Annotated in this window: 19 protein-coding genes; 13 read left to right on the forward strand and 6 right to left on the reverse strand. The window is 70.6% G+C overall.

Going from position 1 to position 19,748, the window contains the following annotated elements; genetic code table 11:
* Positions 1-2: 2 nt before the first annotated feature.
* Entirely contained in the window at positions 3-185 is a 183-nt protein-coding gene (rpmF, locus tag ACE3TA_RS03715; protein WP_091739612.1) for a 50S ribosomal protein L32, read from the forward strand.
* A gap of 88 nt (positions 186-273) precedes the next feature.
* Here the strand turns inward: rpmF and ACE3TA_RS03720 are convergent, their stop codons facing one another.
* A complete protein-coding gene (locus ACE3TA_RS03720; protein WP_374570556.1) occupies positions 274-1,044 on the reverse strand; it encodes an enoyl-CoA hydratase in 771 nt (256 codons plus the stop codon).
* A gap of 136 nt (positions 1,045-1,180) precedes the next feature.
* On the opposite strand from ACE3TA_RS03720, the gene eno reads away from it, so the two are divergent.
* From eno to ACE3TA_RS03755, 7 genes are all read left to right on the forward strand, one after another.
* Complete coding sequence (gene eno, locus ACE3TA_RS03725; protein ID WP_374570558.1) at positions 1,181-2,461, forward strand: phosphopyruvate hydratase; 1,281 nt, start codon at positions 1,181-1,183, stop codon at positions 2,459-2,461.
* Between the two features lie 113 nt (positions 2,462-2,574).
* Positions 2,575-2,871 carry a septum formation initiator family protein gene (locus ACE3TA_RS03730; RefSeq protein WP_374570560.1) on the forward strand — a complete coding sequence of 99 codons (297 nt, stop codon included), beginning with the start codon at positions 2,575-2,577 and terminating at the stop codon, positions 2,869-2,871.
* 70 nt (positions 2,872-2,941) lie between these two features.
* Positions 2,942-3,976 (forward strand): pyruvate dehydrogenase (acetyl-transferring) E1 component subunit alpha, encoded by a 1,035-nt coding sequence (gene pdhA, locus ACE3TA_RS03735; protein WP_374570562.1) that lies wholly within the window; start codon positions 2,942-2,944, stop codon positions 3,974-3,976.
* Positions 3,973-5,322 (forward strand): pyruvate dehydrogenase complex E1 component subunit beta, encoded by a 1,350-nt coding sequence (locus ACE3TA_RS03740; protein WP_374570564.1) that lies wholly within the window; start codon positions 3,973-3,975, stop codon positions 5,320-5,322. The genes pdhA and ACE3TA_RS03740 overlap by 4 nt, the downstream gene beginning before the upstream one ends.
* 53 nt (positions 5,323-5,375) lie before the next feature.
* Positions 5,376-6,656 (forward strand): pyruvate dehydrogenase complex dihydrolipoamide acetyltransferase, encoded by a 1,281-nt coding sequence (locus ACE3TA_RS03745; RefSeq protein WP_374570566.1) that lies wholly within the window; start codon positions 5,376-5,378, stop codon positions 6,654-6,656.
* 10 nt (positions 6,657-6,666) lie between these two features.
* Positions 6,667-8,067, forward strand: a complete 1,401-nt coding sequence (lpdA, locus tag ACE3TA_RS03750) for a dihydrolipoyl dehydrogenase (protein WP_374570568.1) — start codon at positions 6,667-6,669, stop codon at positions 8,065-8,067.
* 109 nt (positions 8,068-8,176) lie between these two features.
* A complete protein-coding gene (locus ACE3TA_RS03755) occupies positions 8,177-8,785 on the forward strand; it encodes a DUF6655 family protein (RefSeq protein WP_374570570.1) in 609 nt (202 codons plus the stop codon).
* Between the two features lies 1 nt (position 8,786).
* On the opposite strand, the gene ACE3TA_RS03760 is transcribed toward ACE3TA_RS03755, so the two are convergent.
* The 3 genes from ACE3TA_RS03760 to ACE3TA_RS03770 form a co-directional block, all read right to left on the reverse strand.
* Complete coding sequence (locus tag ACE3TA_RS03760; RefSeq protein ID WP_374570572.1) at positions 8,787-9,464, reverse strand: DedA family protein; 678 nt, start codon at positions 9,462-9,464, stop codon at positions 8,787-8,789.
* 148 nt (positions 9,465-9,612) lie between these two features.
* Positions 9,613-11,172 (reverse strand): AMP-binding protein, encoded by a 1,560-nt coding sequence (locus ACE3TA_RS03765; RefSeq protein WP_374570574.1) that lies wholly within the window; start codon positions 11,170-11,172, stop codon positions 9,613-9,615.
* 93 nt (positions 11,173-11,265) lie between these two features.
* Positions 11,266-12,240: an alpha/beta fold hydrolase gene (locus tag ACE3TA_RS03770; protein ID WP_374570576.1), complete on the reverse strand. Its 975-nt coding sequence runs from the start codon at positions 12,238-12,240 to the stop codon at positions 11,266-11,268.
* Positions 12,241-12,328: 88 nt separating this feature from the next.
* On the opposite strand from ACE3TA_RS03770, the gene lipA reads away from it, so the two are divergent.
* The 3 genes from lipA (at position 12,329) to ACE3TA_RS03785 (ending at position 14,650) form a co-directional block, all read left to right on the forward strand.
* The gene (lipA, locus tag ACE3TA_RS03775) at positions 12,329-13,291 is read left to right on the forward strand and encodes a lipoyl synthase (protein WP_374570578.1); all 963 of its coding nucleotides are present in this window, start codon (positions 12,329-12,331) and stop codon (positions 13,289-13,291) included.
* 28 nt (positions 13,292-13,319) lie between these two features.
* Positions 13,320-13,772 carry a type II toxin-antitoxin system RatA family toxin gene (locus ACE3TA_RS03780; RefSeq protein WP_374570580.1) on the forward strand — a complete coding sequence of 151 codons (453 nt, stop codon included), beginning with the start codon at positions 13,320-13,322 and terminating at the stop codon, positions 13,770-13,772.
* Positions 13,773-14,008: 236 nt separating this feature from the next.
* Complete coding sequence (locus tag ACE3TA_RS03785) at positions 14,009-14,650, forward strand: AAA family ATPase (protein ID WP_374570582.1); 642 nt, start codon at positions 14,009-14,011, stop codon at positions 14,648-14,650.
* Here ACE3TA_RS03785 and ACE3TA_RS03790 read toward each other — a convergent pair.
* Positions 14,647-15,138 (reverse strand): CinA family protein, encoded by a 492-nt coding sequence (locus tag ACE3TA_RS03790; RefSeq protein ID WP_374570584.1) that lies wholly within the window; start codon positions 15,136-15,138, stop codon positions 14,647-14,649. The genes ACE3TA_RS03785 and ACE3TA_RS03790 overlap by 4 nt on opposite strands.
* Before the next feature lie 81 nt (positions 15,139-15,219).
* On the opposite strand from ACE3TA_RS03790, the gene ACE3TA_RS03795 reads away from it, so the two are divergent.
* Entirely contained in the window at positions 15,220-17,454 is a 2,235-nt protein-coding gene (locus ACE3TA_RS03795) for a spermidine synthase (protein ID WP_374570586.1), read from the forward strand.
* A gap of 27 nt (positions 17,455-17,481) precedes the next feature.
* Here the strand turns inward: ACE3TA_RS03795 and ACE3TA_RS03800 are convergent, their stop codons facing one another.
* A complete protein-coding gene (locus ACE3TA_RS03800) occupies positions 17,482-18,627 on the reverse strand; it encodes a bifunctional 2-C-methyl-D-erythritol 4-phosphate cytidylyltransferase/2-C-methyl-D-erythritol 2,4-cyclodiphosphate synthase (protein WP_374570588.1) in 1,146 nt (381 codons plus the stop codon).
* A 90-nt stretch (positions 18,628-18,717) separates the two neighbouring features.
* Here ACE3TA_RS03800 and dusB point away from each other — a divergent pair, with 90 nt between their 5' ends.
* Positions 18,718-19,725 carry a tRNA dihydrouridine synthase DusB gene (dusB, locus tag ACE3TA_RS03805; protein WP_374570590.1) on the forward strand — a complete coding sequence of 336 codons (1,008 nt, stop codon included), beginning with the start codon at positions 18,718-18,720 and terminating at the stop codon, positions 19,723-19,725.
* Positions 19,726-19,748: the final 23 nt, after the last annotated feature.

The following is a 19,748-nucleotide window of genomic DNA, read 5'->3' on the forward strand; positions in this document are numbered from 1 at the left end:
CCGTGGCCGTTCCTAAAAGAAAAGTCTCGCCCTCGCGTCGCAACATGCGTCGTTCGCACCATGCCCTGGGCGCCAACTCCTACGTCGAAGACAAGGAAACGGGCGAACTGAAGCGGCCGCACCACGTCGATCTGAAGACCGGCATGTACAAGGGCCGCCAGGTTCTGACGCCGAAGGAAGACTAAGGGCCGGGCGCGAGCGCGCCTTGCCTTCGGTCTGACGAGTCCAAGCGCACCCGTCCGGGCGACCGGGCGGGTGCGTTCGTTTGTCCGGCTACTGCGTGCGTCCCCGCGCCAGGATGCCGGCGCGGCGCGCCTCGACCATCTGCGGGCTCACCGCCTTGTTGTGCGCGCGCGAGCGGGTGTCCTCCAGCGCCAGGCCCTCGCCGAAGGCCAGGGCGTAGCCGTCGTCGATCATCGCCTTCAGCTCGGCCAGCATGTCCGGCTCGACCTGGCTCATGTCGCGGGCCAGGCCCATGGCCGCCTCCATCAGCTCGCCCGGCGCCACCACCCGGTTGACCATGCCCCAGTCGAGCGCCGTGGCCGCGTCCAGGAAGTTGCCGGTCAGCGACAGCTCCTTGGCCCGATAGGGGCCGATCACCCGCGACAGCCGCTGCGACAGGCCCCAGCCGGGGGTGATGCCGACCCGCCCGTGGGTGTCGGCGAAGCGGGCGTTGGTCGAACAGATCAGGACGTCGCAGGCCAGCGCCAGCTCGAACCCGCCGGTGATCGCCACCCCGTTGATCGCCCCGATCACCGGCTTGCGGCAGGCGTTGAGCGCGGTGACCGGATCGGGGCTCGTCCCGTCCGGGTTGGCCGCCGACAGCGCGCCGGGGTCCGTCCCCAGCTCCTTCAGGTCCAGCCCCGCAGTGAAGGCCCGCTCGCCAGCCCCCGTCAGGATCATCACCCGCACCGCCGGATCGGCGTCCATCGCGGCCAAGGCGCCGGCCAGCTCCGCGCGCAGCCCCTTGGAGAGCGCGTTCATCGCCTCCGGCCGGTTCATGGTGATGATCGCGATCGCGTCGATGATCTCGGTCTTGAGCATGCGGTCCTCCTTCGGGCGGCGCAGCCAGCCCGCCGCGCGCCGCGGAAGTCAACCGCCACATACGCGAGGTTGCGAAGCCGGCGGACGGCGCGCTAAAGCCTGCGCGCCGGAAAACCTAGCCGCGACAGGACCCTCCATGACCGAGATCGTCGACATCACCGCCCGCGAAATCCTGGACAGCCGGGGCAACCCGACGGTCGAGGTCGACGTGGTGCTGGAGGACGGCTCCCTCGGCCGCGCCGCGGTGCCCTCCGGCGCGTCCACCGGCGCCCACGAAGCCGTCGAAAAGCGCGACGGCGACAAGTCGCGCTATCAGGGCAAGGGCGTGCTCAAGGCCGTCGAGGCCGTGAACGGCGAGATCTTCGACGCCCTGTCCGGCATGGACGCCGAGGACCAGCGCCGCATCGACAACCTCCTGATCGAGCTGGACGGCACGCCGAACAAGAGCCGGCTGGGCGCCAACGCCATCTTGGGCGTCAGCCTGGCCACGGCCAAGGCCGCCGCCGGCAGCGCCGCCCTGCCGCTCTACAAGTATGTCGGCGGGGTCTCGGCCCGCGCCCTGCCGGTGCCGATGATGAACATCATCAACGGCGGCGCCCACGCCGACAATCCGATCGACGTACAGGAATTCATGATCCTGCCCACCGGCGCGCCCACCTTCGCCGAGGGGCTGCGCATGGGCGCGGAGATCTTCCACGGCCTGAAGAAGGCCCTGAAGGACGCCGGCCACAACACCAACGTCGGCGACGAGGGCGGCTTCGCGCCCAACCTCGCCAGCGCCGAGGACGCGCTGGCCTTCATCGTCAAGGCGGGCGAATCGGCCGGCTACAAGGCCGGCGAGGACTTCCATCTCGGCCTGGACGTGGCCTCCACCGAGTTCTTCAAGAACGGCAAGTACGTGATGGAAGGCGAGGGCAAGACCCTCGATCCGGCCGGCATGGTCGACTACCTGGCCGGCCTGGCCGCCAAGTTCCCGATCGTCACCATCGAGGACGGCTGCGCCGAGGACGACTTCGACGGCTGGAAGATCCTCACCGACAAGCTGGGCGGCAAACTGCAGCTCGTCGGCGACGACCTGTTCGTCACCAATCCCGTGCGCCTGGCCGATGGCGTCGAGCGGGGCCTGGCCAACTCGATCCTGGTCAAGGTCAACCAGATCGGCACCCTGTCGGAGACCCTGGACGCGGTCGATATGGCCCACCGCGCCGGCTACACGGCGGTGATGAGCCACCGCTCGGGCGAGACCGAGGACTCCACCATCGCCGACCTGGCCGTGGCCACCAACTGCGGGCAGATCAAGACCGGCTCGCTGGCCCGCTCGGACCGCACGGCCAAGTACAACCAGCTCCTGCGCATCGAGGAGGAGCTGGGCGACCAGGCCATCTATCCCGGCCGCAAGGCGATCAAGCGCCTCTGAGCTTCCGGCGGCCCGGGTTTCTGGCGGGCAGGGCGCCGAAAGGCGCCCGCTCGCAACCCAAAATTAAGCATGGCGGCGCGAAATGGGCGGGTCCAGGAGCTGCTCGATTCGCCGTGCTCGCCCGTCTTCGTCCATATCTGCCGACGGCCGCCCTGGCCTTCCTGATCTTCTACTTCGGATTCCACGCCTTCACCGGCGACCGCGGGATTCTGTCCACGCGCCAGCGCGACGAGACCCTGGCCGTGAAGACCAAGGAACTGGCCGATCTGCGCAAGCAGCGTGAGTCCCTGGAGGCGCGCGCCCATCTCTTGCGCGACACGAGCCTGTCCGCCGACTTGTTGGAAGAACGGGCGCGGTCTCTGCTAGGCTTCTCCGACCCGAAAGATTATGTGATCCGCCTGAAGCGTTGAGGCGCCTTGCTCGTTTCACAGGCGTGACGCCTGGCGAGGCGCAACGACGACGGCATCGACGGAGAAGCGGATGGCGCGCGGGCAAGAGAGCTCAACGTCGCGGAAAAAGAAGGCCGATGAGGCGGTGTCCGCCGAGTGGGGCAAGGACGAGCTGATCGGCGCCTATCGCAACATGCTGCTGATCCGCCGCTTCGAGGAGCGCGCGGGCCAGCTCTACGGCATGGGCCTGATCGGCGGCTTCTGCCACCTCTACATCGGCCAGGAGGCGATCGCGGTCGGCGTCCAGTCGGTCAAGCAGCCGGGCGACCAGGTGATCACCGGCTATCGCGACCACGGCCACATGCTGGCCTGCGGCATGGACCCGCGCGAGGTGATGGCCGAGCTGACCGGGCGCTCGGGCGGCTCGTCCAAGGGCAAGGGCGGCTCGATGCACATGTTCTCGACCGCCGCCGACTTCTACGGCGGTCACGGCATCGTCGGCTCCCAGGTCAGCCTGGGCACGGGCCTGGCCTTCTCCAACCACTATCGGCAGAACGGCAAGGTCGCCTTCGTCTACTTCGGCGACGGCGCCGCCAACCAGGGCCAGGTCTACGAGAGCTTCAACATGGCCGAGCTCTGGCGCCTGCCGGCCATCTACATCATCGAGAACAACCAGTACGCCATGGGCACCTCCATCGAGCGGGCCTCCTCGGAGACGCACCTGTTCAAGCGCGGCGCCTCGTTCCGCATTCCCGGTGAAGAGGTCGACGGCATGGACGTGCTGGCCGTGCGCGAGGCGGCCGGCCGCGCCGCCGAGCACGCCCGGAACGGCGGCGGGCCCTACATCCTGGAAATGAAGACCTACCGCTATCGCGGCCACTCCATGAGCGACCCGGCCAAGTACCGCACCCGCGAGGAGGTCGAGGCCGTCCGCAAGACGCGCGATCCGATCGACCACCTGCAGGAGCGCCTGGTCAACGAAGGCTACGCCGACGAAGCCGCGCTCAAGGCGATCGACGCCGAGGTCAAGAAGGTGGTGGCCGACGCCGCCGAATTCGCCCGCACCAGCCCCGAACCCGAAGCCTCCGAGCTCTACACCGACGTCTACGTGGAGGCCGCGCAGTGACCGACGTACTGATGCCCGCGCTGTCTCCGACGATGGAGGAGGGCACGCTGGCCAAGTGGCACGTGAAGGCCGGCGACAAGGTGTCCTCCGGCGACGTGATCGCCGAGATCGAGACCGACAAGGCGACCATGGAGGTCGAGGCCGTCGACGAAGGGGTGGTCGAGGCCATCCTCGTGCCCGAGGGCTCCGAGGGCGTGAAGGTCAACACCCCCATCGCCAGGCTTTCCGGAGACTCCGCGCCGGCCGCGGCTCCGCCGCCGCCCGCCGCCGTGGAGGCGCCGGTTCCGTCCGCCGCCGAGCCCGCGGCGGTCGCGCCGCCGCCGGCCCCCGCGCCGGCCGATCCGGAGCTGCCGGACGGCGTGAAGATGGTGAAGATCACCGTGCGCGACGCCCTGCGCGACGCCATGGCCGAGGAGATGCGCCGCGACGAGGCGGTGTTCCTGATGGGCGAGGAAGTCGCCCAGTACCAGGGCGCCTATAAGGTCAGCCGCGACCTCTTGCAGGAGTTCGGCGACCGCCGCGTGGTCGACACCCCGATCACCGAGCACGGCTTCGCCGGCATGGGCGTCGGCGCGGCCATGGGCGGGCTCAAGCCGATCGTCGAGTTCATGACCTGGAACTTCGCCATGCAGGCGATGGACCAGATCATCAATTCGGCGGCCAAGACCCACTACATGTCCGGCGGCCAGGTGCGCTGCTCGGTCGTCTTCCGCGGCCCCAACGGCGCGGCCGCCCGCGTGGCCGCCCAGCACAGCCAGGACTATTCGTCGTGGTACGCCCACGTGCCGGGCCTGAAGGTGGTCGCCCCCTATGACGCGGCCGACGCCAAGGGCCTGCTCAAGGCGGCCATCCGCGACCCGAACCCGGTCGTCGTGCTGGAGCACGAGATGCTCTACGGCCACGAGTTCGAGATCCCGGACGTCGAGGACTGGGTGGTGCCGATCGGCAAGGCCAAGGTGCGCCGCGTCGGCGCCCATGTGACCATCACCGCCCATTCGCGCATGGTCGGCCTGGCCCTGGCGGCCGCCGAGCAGCTCGCCGCCGAGGGCCTGGAGGCGGAGGTCGTCGACCTGCGCAGTCTGCGCCCGCTGGATCACGAGACGATCGTCGAGAGCGTCAAGAAGACCAACCGCCTGGTCACGGTGGAGGAAGGCTGGGGCCCGATGGGCGTCGGCGCCGAAGTCGTCGCCCGGGTGCTGGAGCACGCCTTCGACTACCTCGACGCCCCGCCGGCCCGGGTCTGCCAGGCCGACACGCCCTTGCCCTACGCGGCGAACCTTGAAGCCATGGCGCTGCCGTCGGTCGACCAGATCGTCGCCGCCGCCAAGGCCGTCGCCTATCGCTGAGCCCGGCGGCCCCGGCCGCCGACGCCTGATGAACGCCTGACGGAAACGGATTCATGTCGATCGACGTACTGATGCCCGCGCTGTCCCCGACGATGGAGGAGGGCACGCTGGCCAAGTGGCACGTGAAGGCCGGCGACAAGGTGTCCTCCGGCGACGTGATCGCCGAGATCGAGACGGACAAGGCGACCATGGAGGTCGAGGCCGTCGACGAGGGGGTGGTCGAGGCCATCCTCGTGCCCGAGGGCTCCGAGGGCGTGAAGGTCAACACCCCCATCGCCAGGCTCTCCGGCGAAGGCGACGCCGCCCCGGCGCCGGCGCAAGCCCCGGCCGATCCGCCCAAGGCGCCGGCGGTGGAAGCGCCCAAGGCCGCCGCGCCGGATCCCGCGCCCGCGGCCAAGCCGGCGCCGGCCGCGCCCAGCCGGGCGGGGGGGCGCATCTTCGCCTCGCCGCTCGCCCGGCGGCTGGCCGAGCAGAAGGGGATCGACCTGGCCGTGGTGCAGGGCTCGGGCCCGCACGGCCGGATCATCAAGCGCGACATCGACGCGGCCAAGCCGGGCGCCCGCGCCCCGTCCGCCGCTCCAGGCGCCGCGCCGGCCGCCGCGCCGCGCCCGGTGCTGTCGCTGCAGCAGATGGGCATCCCCGAGGGCAGCTACGACCTGATCCCGCTGGACGGCATGCGCAAGACCGTCGCCCGGCGCATGGCCGACAGCTTCCGCGACGTGCCGCACTTCCCGCTGAACATCGACATCGAGATCGACAAGCTGCTGGAGGGCCGCACGCGCATCAACGCTATGCTTGAGAAGCAGGGCGTGAAGGTCAGCGTCAACGACATGGTGATCAAGGCCTCGGCCATCGCCCTCAAGCAGGTGCCGCAAGCCAACGCCTCCTATTCCCCCGAGGGGATCGCCATGCACCACCACGCCGACATCGCCATGGCCGTGGCGATCGACGGCGGGCTGATCACGCCGATCATCCGCGCGGCCGAGACCAAGGGCCTGGCGCAGATCGCGACGGAGGCCAAGGACCTGGCCGAGCGCGCCCGCACCCGCAAGCTCAAGCCCGAGGAGTTCCAGGGCGGCACCTTCTCGGTCTCCAACCTGGGGATGTTCGGGATCAAATCGTTCGGGTCGATCATCAACGAGCCGCAGGGCTGCATCCTGTCGGTCGGCGTGGGCGAGAAACGGCCCGTGGTGCGCGGCGACCAGATCGCCATCGCCACGGTGATGACCGTCACCTTGACCTGCGATCACCGCGTGGTGGACGGCGCCACCGGCGCGCGCTGGCTGCAGGCCTTCAAGATCCTGCTGGAAGACCCGATCACGATGATCGTCTGAGGGAGTGCTTATGGATTTCGACCTCATCGTCGTCGGCGCGGGGCCGGGCGGCTATGTCACGGCCATTCGCGCCGCTCAGTTGGGCCTGAAGACCGCCATCGTCGAGCGCGAGCTGCTGGGCGGGATCTGCCTGAACTGGGGTTGCATCCCCACCAAGGCGCTCCTGAAGTCCGGCGAGGTCTATGAGCAGCTCGGCCATCTGGCCGACTACGGGCTGAAGGTGGAGAAGGCGAGCTTCGATTTCGCCAAGGTGGTTGAGCGTTCGCGCAAGGTGGCCGCGCAGCTCAACTCCGGCGTCGCCTTCCTGATGAAGAAGCACAAGATCGAGGTGATCGAGGGCTCGGCCCGGCTGGAGAAGGGGCAGGGCGCGCCCAAGGTGGTCGTCGCGCTCAAGGCCGGCGGCTCGCGCTCGCTGCAGGCCAAGCACGTGATCCTCGCCACCGGCGCGCGGGCCCGCACCATCCCGGCGATCGGCCTGGAGCCGGACGGCGAACGCGTCTGGACCTACCGCGAGGCGCTCGCGCCCAAGGCCGCGCCCAAGTCGCTGGTGGTGATCGGCTCCGGCGCCATCGGCATCGAGTTCGCCAGCTTCTACCGGGCGCTGGGGTCCGACGTGACGGTCGTCGAGGCGCTGCCGCGCATCCTGCCGGTGGAGGACGAGGAGGTCTCCAAGGCCGCGCACAAGGCGTTCGAAAAGCGCGGGATCAAGTTCCGCGTGGGCGCCGGCGTCAAGCAGCTCTCCAAGTCCAAGACCGGCGTCACCCTGGCCCTGGAGGCCGGCGGCAAGGCCGAGACCCTGGAGGCCGAGGTGGCGATCGTCGCCGTCGGCATCGTCGGCAACGTGGAGAACCTGGGGCTGGAGGCCCTGGGCGTGAAGATCGAGAAGACCCACGTGGTCACCGATTCCCACGGCGCCACGGGCGTGCCCGGCCTCTACGCGATCGGCGACGTCGCCGGCCCGCCCTGGCTGGCGCACAAGGCCAGCCACGAGGGCGTGCACTGCATCGAGCACATCGCCGGGCTGAAGCCGTCGAACCTGACGGCTCCGATCCCCGGCTGCACCTACGCCCAGCCGCAGATCGCCTCGGTCGGCCTGACCGAGGCCCAGGCCAAGGAGAAGGGGATCGCCGTCAAGGTCGGCCGCTTCCCGTTCCGCGTGAACGGCAAGGCCATCGCCGCCGGCGAGACCGAGGGCTTCGTCAAGACCGTGTTCGACGGGGCCACCGGCGCCCTGATCGGCGCGCACATGATCGGCGCCGAGGTGACCGAGATGGTGCAGGGCTTCGCCATCGCCATCACCATGGAAGCCACGGAGGCCGAGCTGCAGGGCACGGTCTTCCCGCATCCGACCATGAGCGAGGCCATGCACGAGGCGTCCTTGGACGCTTTCGGCAAGGTGCTGCACATCTGAGCCGGCGGCGTGTCGCCCAGCGACAGCGCCGCCAATCGCCTTCAAACCGCCCAAGACCAGTGGGAGGCACGCCCCCGTGTTCCGCCCAAACGCCCCTTGCAGCATCCGCTTGGCCGCGCTCGGCGCCGCCGCCCTTGCGCTGAGCGCCTGCGCGACGGCCACCCAGACCACGCCGCCCCGCACGGCCACCGAACAGCTCCTGATCTCCCACGCCGCCGAACAGGCGGCCAAGAAGCTCGACATTCCGCTCAAGCCTGGCACGCGGGTGTTCCTGCGGCCGGCCGGATTCACCGGCTCGGAAGGCGACTATGCGGTCAGCGCCCTGCGCGCGGCCCTGTCGGCGCGGGGCATGGCCCTGCCGCCGCGGCCCGAGGACGCCGACGTGGTGCTGGAGGTGCGCGAGGCGGCCCTCTCCATCGACGAGATGAACCGGCTGGTGGGCGTGCCGTCGGTGACATTGCCCAACATCTCCACCCTGGGCCTCTTCACCATCCCCGAGCTGCCGCTCTACGCGCGCCGCGACCGCACCGGGATCGCCGAATTCCTGCTGTTCGCCTACGACGCCAAGACCGGCGCGCCGCTGCACATGGCCGACCGGGTCGAGGGCGCGACCATGATCCGCGCGCACAAGGCGTTCATCGTCTTCTCCTGGGGCAAGCAGGAGGTGCGTCCGGGCGACCCGGCGCTGGAATCGGCGCCCTGGTGGAAGGTCTGGTGAGTTAGCCGGCCTCGACCGCGCGCGCCGCCGCCAGCGCGGCCGCGGCGGCCTCCCGCCGCACGTGGCGCGCCCGAAGCACGCCCAGCAGCGCGAAGGCGCCGACCAGCATGGCGACGCCGGCGATGATGGCGATGGTCATCGGGTCGGCCTCGCCCAGCGCCTCCAGATGGGCCAGGCCCTTGGCCGCGAAGTAGCCGGGCGCCAGCACCGCGGGGACCCACACCGCCGCGGAGACGGCGTTGGCGGCCTGGAACGTGCTGCGGCGCATCTGCAGCATCCCCGCCAGCAGCGGCACGAACGCCCGCGCCGGGCCGAAGAAGCGGCCGATGAAGATCGACGCGGTGCCATGGCGGCGCGTGAAGAGCCGCGTGCGCGCCAGCTTGCGGCGATGGCCGCGGAACAGCCGGCCGCGCAGCGCCCTGGGGCCCAGCCGCCGGCCGAGCGCATAGGAGAAGGCGTCGCCCAGGATCGCCCCGGCGATGCACCAGGCCAGCACCGAGGCCGGATCGAGCACGCGCGCGGCCACCAGCCCGCCGGCCATGACCAGCAGCGGCGTCGCCGGCACGAAAGCGCCCACAAGAACGATCGATTCCAGAAGCGTCACTGCGCCCAATACGGGCCCCGCCCACAGATGATGCCTGGCGATGAACTCGGCTACGGTTTGAAACAGGACGTCCATGAGGCTCCTTACGCCGCCTCAAGATGGGAACGCGAATGAGTCGGCGCGAGGGCGCCTGCGTCTATTCCTTCGCGCCGTTGCGTCCGTGCATCAGGCGCCCCTCAGCGCGAGCCCCCGACAACCGCCGCTTGCGCCCGCCGAGCGGCCGTTACGCCGCCCGCGACCGCCCGTCGGCCTCGGCCATCCGCTGGATCGCCACATAGTCGGTCTTGCCGGTGCCCAGCACGGGCACCTCGGGCACCTTGATGATCTTGCGCGGCACCGCCAGCTCCGGCGCGCCGATCGACTGGGCGTGGCGCACCAGCGGCGCGGCGGCCGCGTCGCGCCGGTCGGTCACCAGCACCAGCCGCTCGCCCTTCTTGTTGTCGGGCATGGCGATCACCGCATGGCGCGAGTCCGGCCAGACCGCGGAGGCGAGGTCCTCGGCGGCGGTGAGCGAGACCATCTCGCCGGCCACCTTGGCGAAGCGCTTCACCCGCCCCAGGATCGTGATCCAGCCGTCCTCGGTCAGGTCGACGACGTCGCCGGTGTCGTGCCAGCCGTCCGCCGGCGCCTCCAGCGCCCCGTCGGCGTTGATGTAGCCGGTCATCACATTGGGGCCGCGCACGAACAGCCGCCCGCCGCCCGGAATGCCTTCCACCGGCTCCAGGCGGGTCTCGATCCCCGGCAGCAGGCCGCCCACCGTGCCCCGGCGGTTGTCCTCGGGCTTGTTCACCGCGATCACCGGCGCGGCCTCGGTGGCGCCGTAGCCTTCCAGCACCGGCACCGCGCCGAATCGCTCGTTGATCAGGTTGTGCGTCTCGTCGCGCACCTTCTCGGCGCCGCAGACGATGAAGCGCAGGCCCGACAGCTCGTCCGGCTCGGCCGAGCGGGCGTACTGGTTCACGAAGGTGTCCGTGGCCAACAGGATCGAGGCGTGCGTGTCCTTCACCAGCGGCGGGATCTGCTTGATGTGCAGCGGCGAGGGGTACTGGAACGCCTTCATGCCGGTCAGCACCGGCAGCAGCGCCCCGCCGGTCAGCCCGAAACAGTGGAAGGTGGGCAGGGGATTGAACATCACCCAGTCCGGGTCCAGCGCGATGTGGGCGGCGATCTGCTCGACGTTGGCGATCAGGTTGCCCTGGCTCAGCACCACGCCGCGCGGCGCGCCGAAGCTGCCCGAAGTGAACAGGATCACGCCCGGATCGTCCGGCCCGGTCTCGGCGCGGAAGCGCTTGGGGAAGAGGGCGGCGGCGGCGGCGAACGCCTTGTCGGCCAGACCGACCTTCTCGCGCACGTCCTCCAGGTAGGTGACGACGGCGATCTGCTCCAGGGCGTCGGTCAGGTCGTGCAGCTTGCCCTGTTCGATGAAGCGATGGGAGGTCAGCACGCGCTTGACCTTGGCCGTCGCGCAGGCGGCCTTCAGGTTCCGGATGCCGGCGGTGAAATTGAGCATGGTCGGCACGCGGCCGAAGGCGTGCAGGGCGAAGAAGGTGACCACCACGGCCGAACTGGCCGGCAGCATCACGCCCACCCGTTCGCCGGGCTGGGTCATGGCGGCGATCTTGCGGCCGAGCGCGAACGCGGCTCGCACCACGTCGGTGTAGCTGAGCGGATTGCGCTCCTGGTCCTCGAGGATCAGCTTCTTGGCGCCGTACTTGGCGCGGGCGTCGAGCAGGGCGTCGAACAAGGAACGCCGGCTGGAAGTCAAGTCAAACGAACGCGGCAAAAGCGAACGCCTCCCAATTGTTACGCCGTTGTTTTTCGTCGGAGCCTAGCCATAGGCTCAACCATTGAAAAGATCGGTTACGATACGTGAAACCTAGCGCAAGGGCTCGTCGTCCACCATCGGCGATCTGCTGAGCGCGAAACCGGCCACCGCCTTGAGCCAGGCGGAGCGCGCCGCGTCGTCCGCCAGGTGCGGGCTGGATGCGGGCCTGACGGAGGCGTGCAGGCAGCGGGGAAGGCGCTCGCACGGATCGCTCCCGCTCGCCGCGCCCACCTCGAGCACGGGCGTGCGCACCTCGCCGGCCCTGTCGAGCGCGGCCCTGCTCGCGGCCTGCAGCGCCAGCCGCCAGCCGCGGCTGGGCCCGGCCATGCGCAGGTCCGGGTTGGCGAGCTGCCAGTCGGCGGCGAGGTCCGCGCGCGAGGCCCAGGGGCGGGACCGGCGCCACGGCCGCCAGCCAGCCGGCGGCCGTTGGTCGCTGCGCAGCAGGCGCTCCAGCATGGACAGCGGCCGCTCGCCGGAGGGCCGCACGAGCGGGGCGCTGAGCACTGCCCCGTCCGCCGGCAGGCCGTCCTCCAGCGCGAGCAGGGCGACGACCGCCCCGTCGCCGTGGCTGAGGATCGTCACCGGCGCGTCCGGCGTTGGACGCACGATCTGGCGCACCAGGGCCTCCAGCGCGCGGCGGTCGGGATCGAAGCTCGGAGCGTGGCCCAGGTCGCGCGGTTCGACGAACCGCTGTGAGCCGCCTTGGCCGGCGCGGTCCAGCACCCAGACTGTCAGCCCGGACGCCTCCAGGTCGCGCACGGTCTCGAACCAGATCTCTGCGGTCTCGCCGTAGCCGGGCACGATCACCACCTGGCCCTTGGGCACGACGTCGGGACTGGCCACGCCGTAGCGCTGCACCGGATCGTCGCCCACCTGCAGCGCCCCCCAGGCCCACCCCTCGGGCTCCAGGTAGCGGGTCGCCAGGCCCGGCGGCGCCCGGCTTTCGATGAACGCTTCGCGCGAGCCGCCCCGGTCGCAGGCGGCGAGCAGCAGCAGCGCAGCGACGAGTCGAAACGCGCGGTTCATGGCCAAATCTGTTCCCGTCCCGCCATTGGAACGCAAGGGCGCGCATTCGCGCCTTGATCCGCGCCTCGCGACGGACGATTTAGACTCCATGACCGTCGTCATCGACCGCCTGGGGCCCGGCCGGCCGCGCCACCCGGAAAAGCAGCACAGGCCGGACACGCCCATCCTGCGCAAGCCTGAGTGGCTGCGCGTCCGCGCGCCCGGTTCCGCCGGCTATTCGGCGACGCGGGACATCGTCAAGACGCACGGCCTGGTCACGGTGTGCGAGGAGGCGGCCTGTCCCAACATCGGCGAGTGCTGGACCCAGAGCCACGCCACCATGATGATCATGGGCGAGGTCTGCACGCGGGCCTGCGCCTTCTGCAACGTCACGACCGGCAAGCCCCAGCCGCTGGACCCGACAGAGCCGGCGCGCGTCGCCGACGCCGTCGCCAAGATGGGCCTGAAGCACGTCGTCATCACCTCCGTCGACCGCGACGATCTCGATGACGGCGGGGCGGCGCACTTCGCCGAGGTCGTGCGCGCGATCCGCGCGGCGGCGCCCGGCACGACCATCGAGATCCTGACGCCCGACTTCCTGCGCAAGCCCGCCGAGGCCGCCGCCCTGGTGATCGACGCCAGGCCGGACGTCTTCAACCACAACCTGGAGACCGTGCCGCGGCTCTACCTGTCGATCCGCCCCGGCGCGCGCTACTACCACTCCCTGCGCCTGCTCGAACGCGTGAAGGAACGCGATCCGCAGCAGTTCACCAAGTCCGGCCTGATGGTCGGGCTCGGCGAGGCCAAGGAGGAGGTGATGCAGGTGATGGACGACATGCGTTCGGCCGGCGTCGACTTCCTGACCATCGGCCAATACCTGCAGCCGACGCGCAAGCACGCCGCGGTCGACCGCTTCGTCACGCCCGAGGAGTTCAAGGCCTACGAGGAGATCGCCCGGGCCAAGGGCTTCCTGATGGTCTCGGCGAGCCCGCTGACGCGCTCCTCGCACCATGCCGGCGAGGACTTCGCCAAGCTGCAGGCGGCGCGGCGCGCGCGCGAGGCCGCGGCCTAGACGCGCCTTGCGCCACCAGCTCTCAAAGATGCTGCCCTACCGGCCGGACGACCTCTTCCGGCTGGTCGGCGACGTGGAGGCCTATCCCGAGTTCGTCCCCTGGGTGCAGGCGATGCGCGTCTGGAACAAGCGGCCGGAAGGCGAGGGCGTCGAGGGCCTGGACGCCGAGGTCCGCGTCGGCTTCTCCGTGCTGAAGGAGAAGTTCGCCACCCACGTGCGGCGCGACGCCGCCGCGCGCACCATCGACGTCACCCTGCTGTCCGGTCCCTTCCGCAAGCTGCAGAACCATTGGGCCTTCCACGAGGCCGAGGGCGGAACCCGCGTCGAGTTCGATATCGACTTCGCGTTCAAGTCGCGGTTGCTCGAGGCGGTGCTGGCGGCGAATTTCCATACCGCCGTGGAACGACTCATGGGTTGTTTCGAGGCGCGGGCGCGGACGCTCTATCCGCCGAATGCTGCCGAGGAACTGTGCAACTCCTAGACTTGTCGCGACTTTCCTCAGCGATTGAATCCCGACTCGCCTGACGGTTGCGCGGTGTAGTTCGCCAGCTCGCCTCAAATCAGAGCGCGCTCGTCAAGATAATGACGTGAAGATACAGTATCCAAGTACGAGCAATTATTGAGCAGTGCTAATGCAGATTGCGGCTAGGGCGGCTGCAATCTGTTGTGCTGTTTGGTTCTGTTTGCCCGCTGCGGGTGAGGGGGACAGCCGGGCAGATGCGAACGATCGCCGTGATCGCCCGCAAAGGCGGATCGGGGAAGACGACGCTTGCGACGCACCTGGCGTTGGCGGCCCATCTGCGGGGGCGCCAGGCGATGCTCGCGGACGCCGACCCCCAGCGCTCCTCCACCGAGGTGCTGAGGCTTCGCCAGATTCCGGGTCCGCAGGTGGTCGAGACCGCCGGGCCCAAACTCTTCGCCCTGAAAGTGGCCGCGCTGCGCGACGGCGTCGAAACCCTGGTGATCGACACCCCGGCCGGCCCGGAGACCGAGGTCTGCCACGCGATCGTGCTCGCCGAGCTGTCCCTGGTGGTCGTCCGCCCCACCTACCTGGATCTCGTCATGGCCGTGCGGACGGTCGAGATCCTGCATCGCCTGGGCCGGCCCGGGCTGATCGTGCTGAACCAGGCGCCGTTCTCCCGCGCCGGGGCCGAGCCGCCGCCGGTGCGCAAGGCGCTGGACGCGCTGAAGCTGCTGCACACGCCGATCGCGCCGGTGATCATCCGCGCGCGCATGGCCTATCAGGAGGCGCTCAGCATGGGCCTGTCGGTGGAGGAGCTCACGCCCCCCGGACCGGCGGCCCAGGAGATCGACCAGCTATGGAGCGCGGTGGAGGACCGCATGGCCGGTCGGCTCTAGCGCATCCGCTCGCGCAGCATCTCCAGCGCCGATTGCACGGCGGCCAGTTGCACGGCCTGGCGGGTCTCGCCCTCGAACAGCTCGGCGCGGTGCATCAGCCCCTGGTTGGCCCGCGCGGTGGCGATGTGCACCGTGCCCACCGGCTTCATCGGCGTGCCGCCGCCGGGGCCGGCGACGCCGGTGATCGCCACGGCGACGTGGGCGTTGGAGTTCTCCAGCGCGCCCTCGGCCATCATCCGCGCCACCGGCTCGGACACCGCGCCCAAGTCGGCGATCAGGTCTCCGGGCACGCCGAGCAGCTCCTGCTTGGCGCGATTGGTGTAGGTCACGTAGCCGCGCTCGAACACGTCCGAGGCCCCGGCGATGGAGCAGATCGCCCCCGCCACGAGCCCGCCGGTGCAGCTTTCGGCGGTGACGATCCGCAGTGAACGCGAGCGCGCCTCGTCGATCAGCAGCCGGGCCAGGGTTTCGATCTCGAGAGGAAACATCGACGCGCGCTCCGGAGCTAGGCAATCTGGAGGCGTGACCAGAGCATCGCGCCGCCCTCCAGTTCAAGCCGAAAGCCGCCCATGACCGCGCTGGACGCCTCCCAGGCGCCCGCCCCCAGGGGCGCCCAGGCCCTTTTCGCCGCGACCGTGTTCGCCAGCGCCCTGCTGGTGTTCCTGGTCGAACCGATGATCGCCAAGCTCGTGCTGCCCCTGCTGGGCGGCGCGCCCTCGGTGTGGAACACCAGCCTGGTGTTCTTCCAGGCCTGCCTGCTGGCCGGCTACGGCTACGCCCACGCCGTCCAGAAGATTCGCAGCCTCAAGGCGCAGGCGGCGCTGCACGGGGCGGTGCTGCTGCTCGCCGCGCTCGCCCTGCCGCTCCGGGTCACGGGCCTCTTCGGCGAGCCGTCGTCCGCGCATCCGGCGCTCTGGCTGCTGGGCGTCTTGACCGTGTCGGTGGGCGCGCCGTTCGCCGCGCTCTCGGCCACTGCGCCGCTGGTGCAGGCCTGGCACGCGCGCATCATGCCCGCGGCCGACGCCAAGGAGCCCTACAGCCTCTACGCCGCCAGCAACCTCGGCAGCCTGATCGCGCTCTTGGCCTATCCGGCGCTGGTGGAGCCCACCCAGACGCTCGGGGCGCAGAGGACCGAGTGGTCGATCGGCTACGGCGGCTTCGTCCTGGTGATCGCCGCCCTGGCCCTGGTGGCGCTGCGCGTCCGCGCCGTCGCCGCGCCGGCCGAGCACGCGAGCGGGCCGGCCACGCCCTGGCGCGAGCGGGCGCTGTGGGTGGTCCTGGCGGCGATCCCCTCCAGCCTGATGCTGGGCGTCACCACCCACATCACCATGGACGTGGCCTCCGCGCCGCTGCTCTGGGTGCTGCCGCTCGCGCTCTACCTCGTCACCTTCATCATCGCCTTCCAGGACCGCCCGCTGATCTCGTCCGACAGCGTGCTGCTGTTCCAGGCCGCGGCGCTCGCCGGCTGCGTGATCGAGCTGCCGTTCGCCGGCACCGAGATCCTGCTGGTCCTGTTCCTCAACCTCACGGCCTTCTTCTTCACCGCGCTGATGTGCCACCAGGCGCTGGTGGCCCGCCGGCCACCGCCGTCGCGGCTGACGGACTTCTACCTGTGGATGTCGGTGGGCGGCGTGCTCGGGGGCGCCTTCAACGCGCTCCTGGCGCCCGTGATCTTCAACGCGGTCTACGAGTATCCGCTGGTCCTCGCGCTCGCCTGCCTGGTGCGTCCCTGGGGCCGCGGAGGGCTGGAGGCCTGGCGCTGGGCCACGATCGCCGTCGGCGTCGCGGCGGGCGTGGCCGCGCCGATCTGGACGACGTTCCACGGCGTGGACCTGGTCGCCAAGCTGCTCTTGGCCACGGTGACAGTGATGGCGTTCATCGTGCGCCGCCGGGCGCTGGCGTTCTTCTGCCTGATCTCGGTGCTCGTCATCAGCGCCAACGGCGTCGGCGACCGGCGCGACGTGGAGCATAGCTGGCGCAGCTTCTTCGGCGTCCTGCGCCAGTCGGTCTACAACTCTCCGCCGATGGGCGGGACGGTGCGGATGCTGTCGCACGGCACCACCCTGCATGGCGCCCAGGCGCTCGATCCGCGCTACCGCTGCCGGCCTCTGACCTACTACGCGCCGGAGACCCCGATCGGCCAGGTGTTCAGCGCCATGCGCACCATCCACGCCGACTTCACCGCCGGGGCCGTCGGCCTGGGGACGGGGTCGGTGGCCGCCTACACCCGGCCCGGCGATTCCCTGACCTTCTTCGAGATCGACCCCCAGGTGGTGCGCGTCTCCACCGACCCCAAGCACTTCAGCTACACGACCGCCTGCGCCAAGGGCACGATCCGCTACGTGCTGGGCGACGCGCGCCTGACCCTGGCCAAGCAGCCGAAGGACAAGTTCGACGTCCTGCTGATCGACGCCTTCTCGTCCGACAGCATCCCCACGCACCTGCTGACGACCGAGGCGATCCGGGGCTACCTGACGCACATCAAGCCGGACGGCTTGCTCATGCTGCACCTGTCCAACCGCCACCTGGAGTTGGTCGAGCCGGCGGTGGCCGCCGCCAAGGCGGCCGGCGGCCTGGCCATGGTGCAGAACCATACCGCCGCCGCGTCCTCGCCGCCGCTCTGGGAATCCTCGGAGGACGTGGTGATCATCGCCCGCGGTCCCGCCGGCCTGTCGCCGTTCGAGAACGACGTGCGCTGGGACTACGCCCATCCCACGCAGGTCCGCCCCTGGACCGACGACTATGTGAACCTCGTCGGCGCGGTCTACCGGCGCCTGCAGCAGCGCTGGACCTGGCTGCCCTGAACGGAGGGCCGGATACGGAGGGCCGGATCAGGCCGGGGTCTCGACCGCCACGACCGCCTGGGCGAGCAGGCCCTCCTGGCGTCCGGTGAAGCCCATGCCCTCGGTCGTGGTGGCCTTCACGCTCACGCGGTCGACCGGCAGGCCCAGCAGTTCGGCCAGGCGCGCCCGCATGGCCTCGCGGTGCGGGCGGATCTTCGGCCGCTCGCACACCAGGGTCACATCGGCGTTCAGGATCCGCGCCGAGCGGGCGTGGGCCAGCGCCACCGCGTGCGCCAGGAAGCGGTCGGAGGAGGCGCCCTTCCATTGCGGGTCGCTCGGCGGGAAGTGCTCGCCGATGTCCCCCGCGCCGATGGCCCCCAGGATCGCGTCGGTCAGGGCGTGCAGGCCCGCGTCCGCGTCGGAGTGGCCGATCAGGGCCTGGTCGTGGTCGATGCGCACGCCGCACAGCCAGACGGCCTCGCCAGGGCCCCAGCGGTGGGCGTCCACTCCCTGGCCGATCCGCGTGATGCGCGCCGCGCCCGCCAGCCGCTCGGCCATGGCGAAGTCCTCCGGATAGGTGAGCTTCAGCAGCATCGGATCGCCCGGCGCCAGGGCGACGCGCCCGCCGAACCGTTCCATCACGCCGGCGTCGTCGGTCGGCTCCTCGCCGGGCGGCCAGGCCTGATAGGCGGCGCGCAGCCGTTCCAGGTGGAAGGCCTGCGGGGTCTGGGCGCGCCACAGGCCCTCGCGCGGGACCGTCGCGCTGATCACGCCGTCCCCCCGCTTGAGCGTGTCCGGGACGGGCAGGGCGGGAACGGCCCCGTCGCAGCCGTCCAGCGCGGCGACCAGGGCCCTCACGTGCGCGGACGTGACAAACGGTCGCGCCGCGTCGTGGATCAGCACCGCCTCGGGGGCGTCGTCGCCCAGAGCGGCCAGCCCGGCCTGCACCGAAAGCGCTCGGGTGGCCCCGCCCGCCACGCACGCCGCGCCGGGGATGTTCGCGATGAGCCGCTCGGCGTCGGCGACGCGGTCCAAGGCCGCCACCACAACGATCCGCCGCGCCCCGGCCGCGTTCAGCGCCTCCACCGACCAGGCCGCGACAGGGCGGCCGGCGAGGTCCCGCCAGGCCTTCGGCGCGCCGGGGCCGGCCCGGGTCCCGCTGCCGGCGGCGACGATGACGGCCGAGAATTCCATGCCGGCTGTTTAGTTCACGGCGGTCACTTGTCCAGGCTTTACGGCGGTGCACAAATTGCCTAAAAAGCCGGCGGTGGGGATGATCATAAAATGAGCAATGCGCTCAGCGTAGGTAAAATCGAAGTTTCCGGGCGGACCTGGATCGCGCCGATGACCGGCGTATCCGACCTGCCGTTCCGGAAAGCCGCGAGTCGCCTGGGGGCGGCCTATACCGCGACCGAGATGGTGGCTTGCGCCGAATTCGCGCGCGGCCGCCCGGACGTGGTGCGGCGCGCGGCGGTGGGCGAGGGCCTGCCGCTGATGGTGATGCAGCTCATCGGCCGCGAGCCGGAGCAGATCCGCCAGGGCGCGCGCCTGGCGGCCGAAGCCGGCGCCCAGATCATCGATCTCAATTTCGGCTGCCCCGCGCGGGAGGTCACCGGCGCGCTCTGCGGCTCGGCCCTGATGCGCGACCTCGACCTGGCCGAGCGCCTCGTCGGCGCGGCGGTGGACGCCGTCGACCTTCCCGTCACGGTGAAGATGCGCCTGGGCTGGGACGACGCCTCGAAGAACGCCCCGGAGTTCGCCGCGCGGGCCGAGGCCCTGGGCGTGGCCGCCGTCACCGTCCACGGGCGCACCCGCTGCCAGTTCTACAAGGGCCGGGCCGACTGGGCCGCGGTCCGCGCGGTGAAGGACGCCGTGTCCATCCCGGTGATCGTCAACGGCGACATCGTCGACGGCGCCAGCGCCCGCCAGGCCCTGGCCGCCTCGGGCGCTGACGGGGTGATGATCGGCCGCGGCGTCTACGGCCGGCCCTGGATCGCCGCCGAGATCGACGCGGTCCTGGCCGGCCGGCCCTACGCCGCCCCGGACGCGGAGACGCGGCTGGGCGTCGTGCTGGATCACTTCAGAGACAGTCTCGCCTTCTACGGCGAGCGGCTGGGCCTGCGGATCTTCCGCAAGCACCTGGCCGCCTACATCGAAAACGCGCCTTGGCCCACGCAGGCCGAGGCCAGGCGCACGGCGCGCTCCGCCCTGTGCCGCACGGAGGAAGCCCGGGAGGTCGAACGCAGCCTGGTCGCGCTCTGGCGCGACCCTCAAACGAGATTGGCGGCATGAACGGCCAAATCAAAACATCAAAA

The sequence above is a fragment of the Phenylobacterium sp. genome (genome assembly GCF_041916435.1).
GTDB lineage: Bacteria > Pseudomonadota > Alphaproteobacteria > Caulobacterales > Caulobacteraceae > Phenylobacterium.

Coding starts and splice junctions, on each gene's coding strand:
- ACE3TA_RS03720 (WP_374570556.1), bottom strand. CDS start 1,044: ATGCTCAAGACCGAGATCATCGACGCGATCGCGATCATCACCATGAAC.
- eno (WP_374570558.1), top strand. CDS start 1,181: ATGACCGAGATCGTCGACATCACCGCCCGCGAAATCCTGGACAGCCGG.
- pdhA (WP_374570562.1), top strand. CDS start 2,942: ATGGCGCGCGGGCAAGAGAGCTCAACGTCGCGGAAAAAGAAGGCCGAT.
- ACE3TA_RS03745 (WP_374570566.1), top strand. CDS start 5,376: ATGTCGATCGACGTACTGATGCCCGCGCTGTCCCCGACGATGGAGGAG.
- lpdA (WP_374570568.1), top strand. CDS start 6,667: ATGGATTTCGACCTCATCGTCGTCGGCGCGGGGCCGGGCGGCTATGTC.
- ACE3TA_RS03760 (WP_374570572.1), bottom strand. CDS start 9,464: ATGGACGTCCTGTTTCAAACCGTAGCCGAGTTCATCGCCAGGCATCAT.
- ACE3TA_RS03770 (WP_374570576.1), bottom strand. CDS start 12,240: ATGAACCGCGCGTTTCGACTCGTCGCTGCGCTGCTGCTGCTCGCCGCC.
- lipA (WP_374570578.1), top strand. CDS start 12,329: ATGACCGTCGTCATCGACCGCCTGGGGCCCGGCCGGCCGCGCCACCCG.
- ACE3TA_RS03780 (WP_374570580.1), top strand. CDS start 13,320: ATGCTGCCCTACCGGCCGGACGACCTCTTCCGGCTGGTCGGCGACGTG.
- ACE3TA_RS03785 (WP_374570582.1), top strand. CDS start 14,009: ATGCGAACGATCGCCGTGATCGCCCGCAAAGGCGGATCGGGGAAGACG.
- ACE3TA_RS03790 (WP_374570584.1), bottom strand. CDS start 15,138: ATGTTTCCTCTCGAGATCGAAACCCTGGCCCGGCTGCTGATCGACGAG.
- ACE3TA_RS03795 (WP_374570586.1), top strand. CDS start 15,220: ATGACCGCGCTGGACGCCTCCCAGGCGCCCGCCCCCAGGGGCGCCCAG.
- ACE3TA_RS03800 (WP_374570588.1), bottom strand. CDS start 18,627: ATGGAATTCTCGGCCGTCATCGTCGCCGCCGGCAGCGGGACCCGGGCC.
- dusB (WP_374570590.1), top strand. CDS start 18,718: ATGAGCAATGCGCTCAGCGTAGGTAAAATCGAAGTTTCCGGGCGGACC.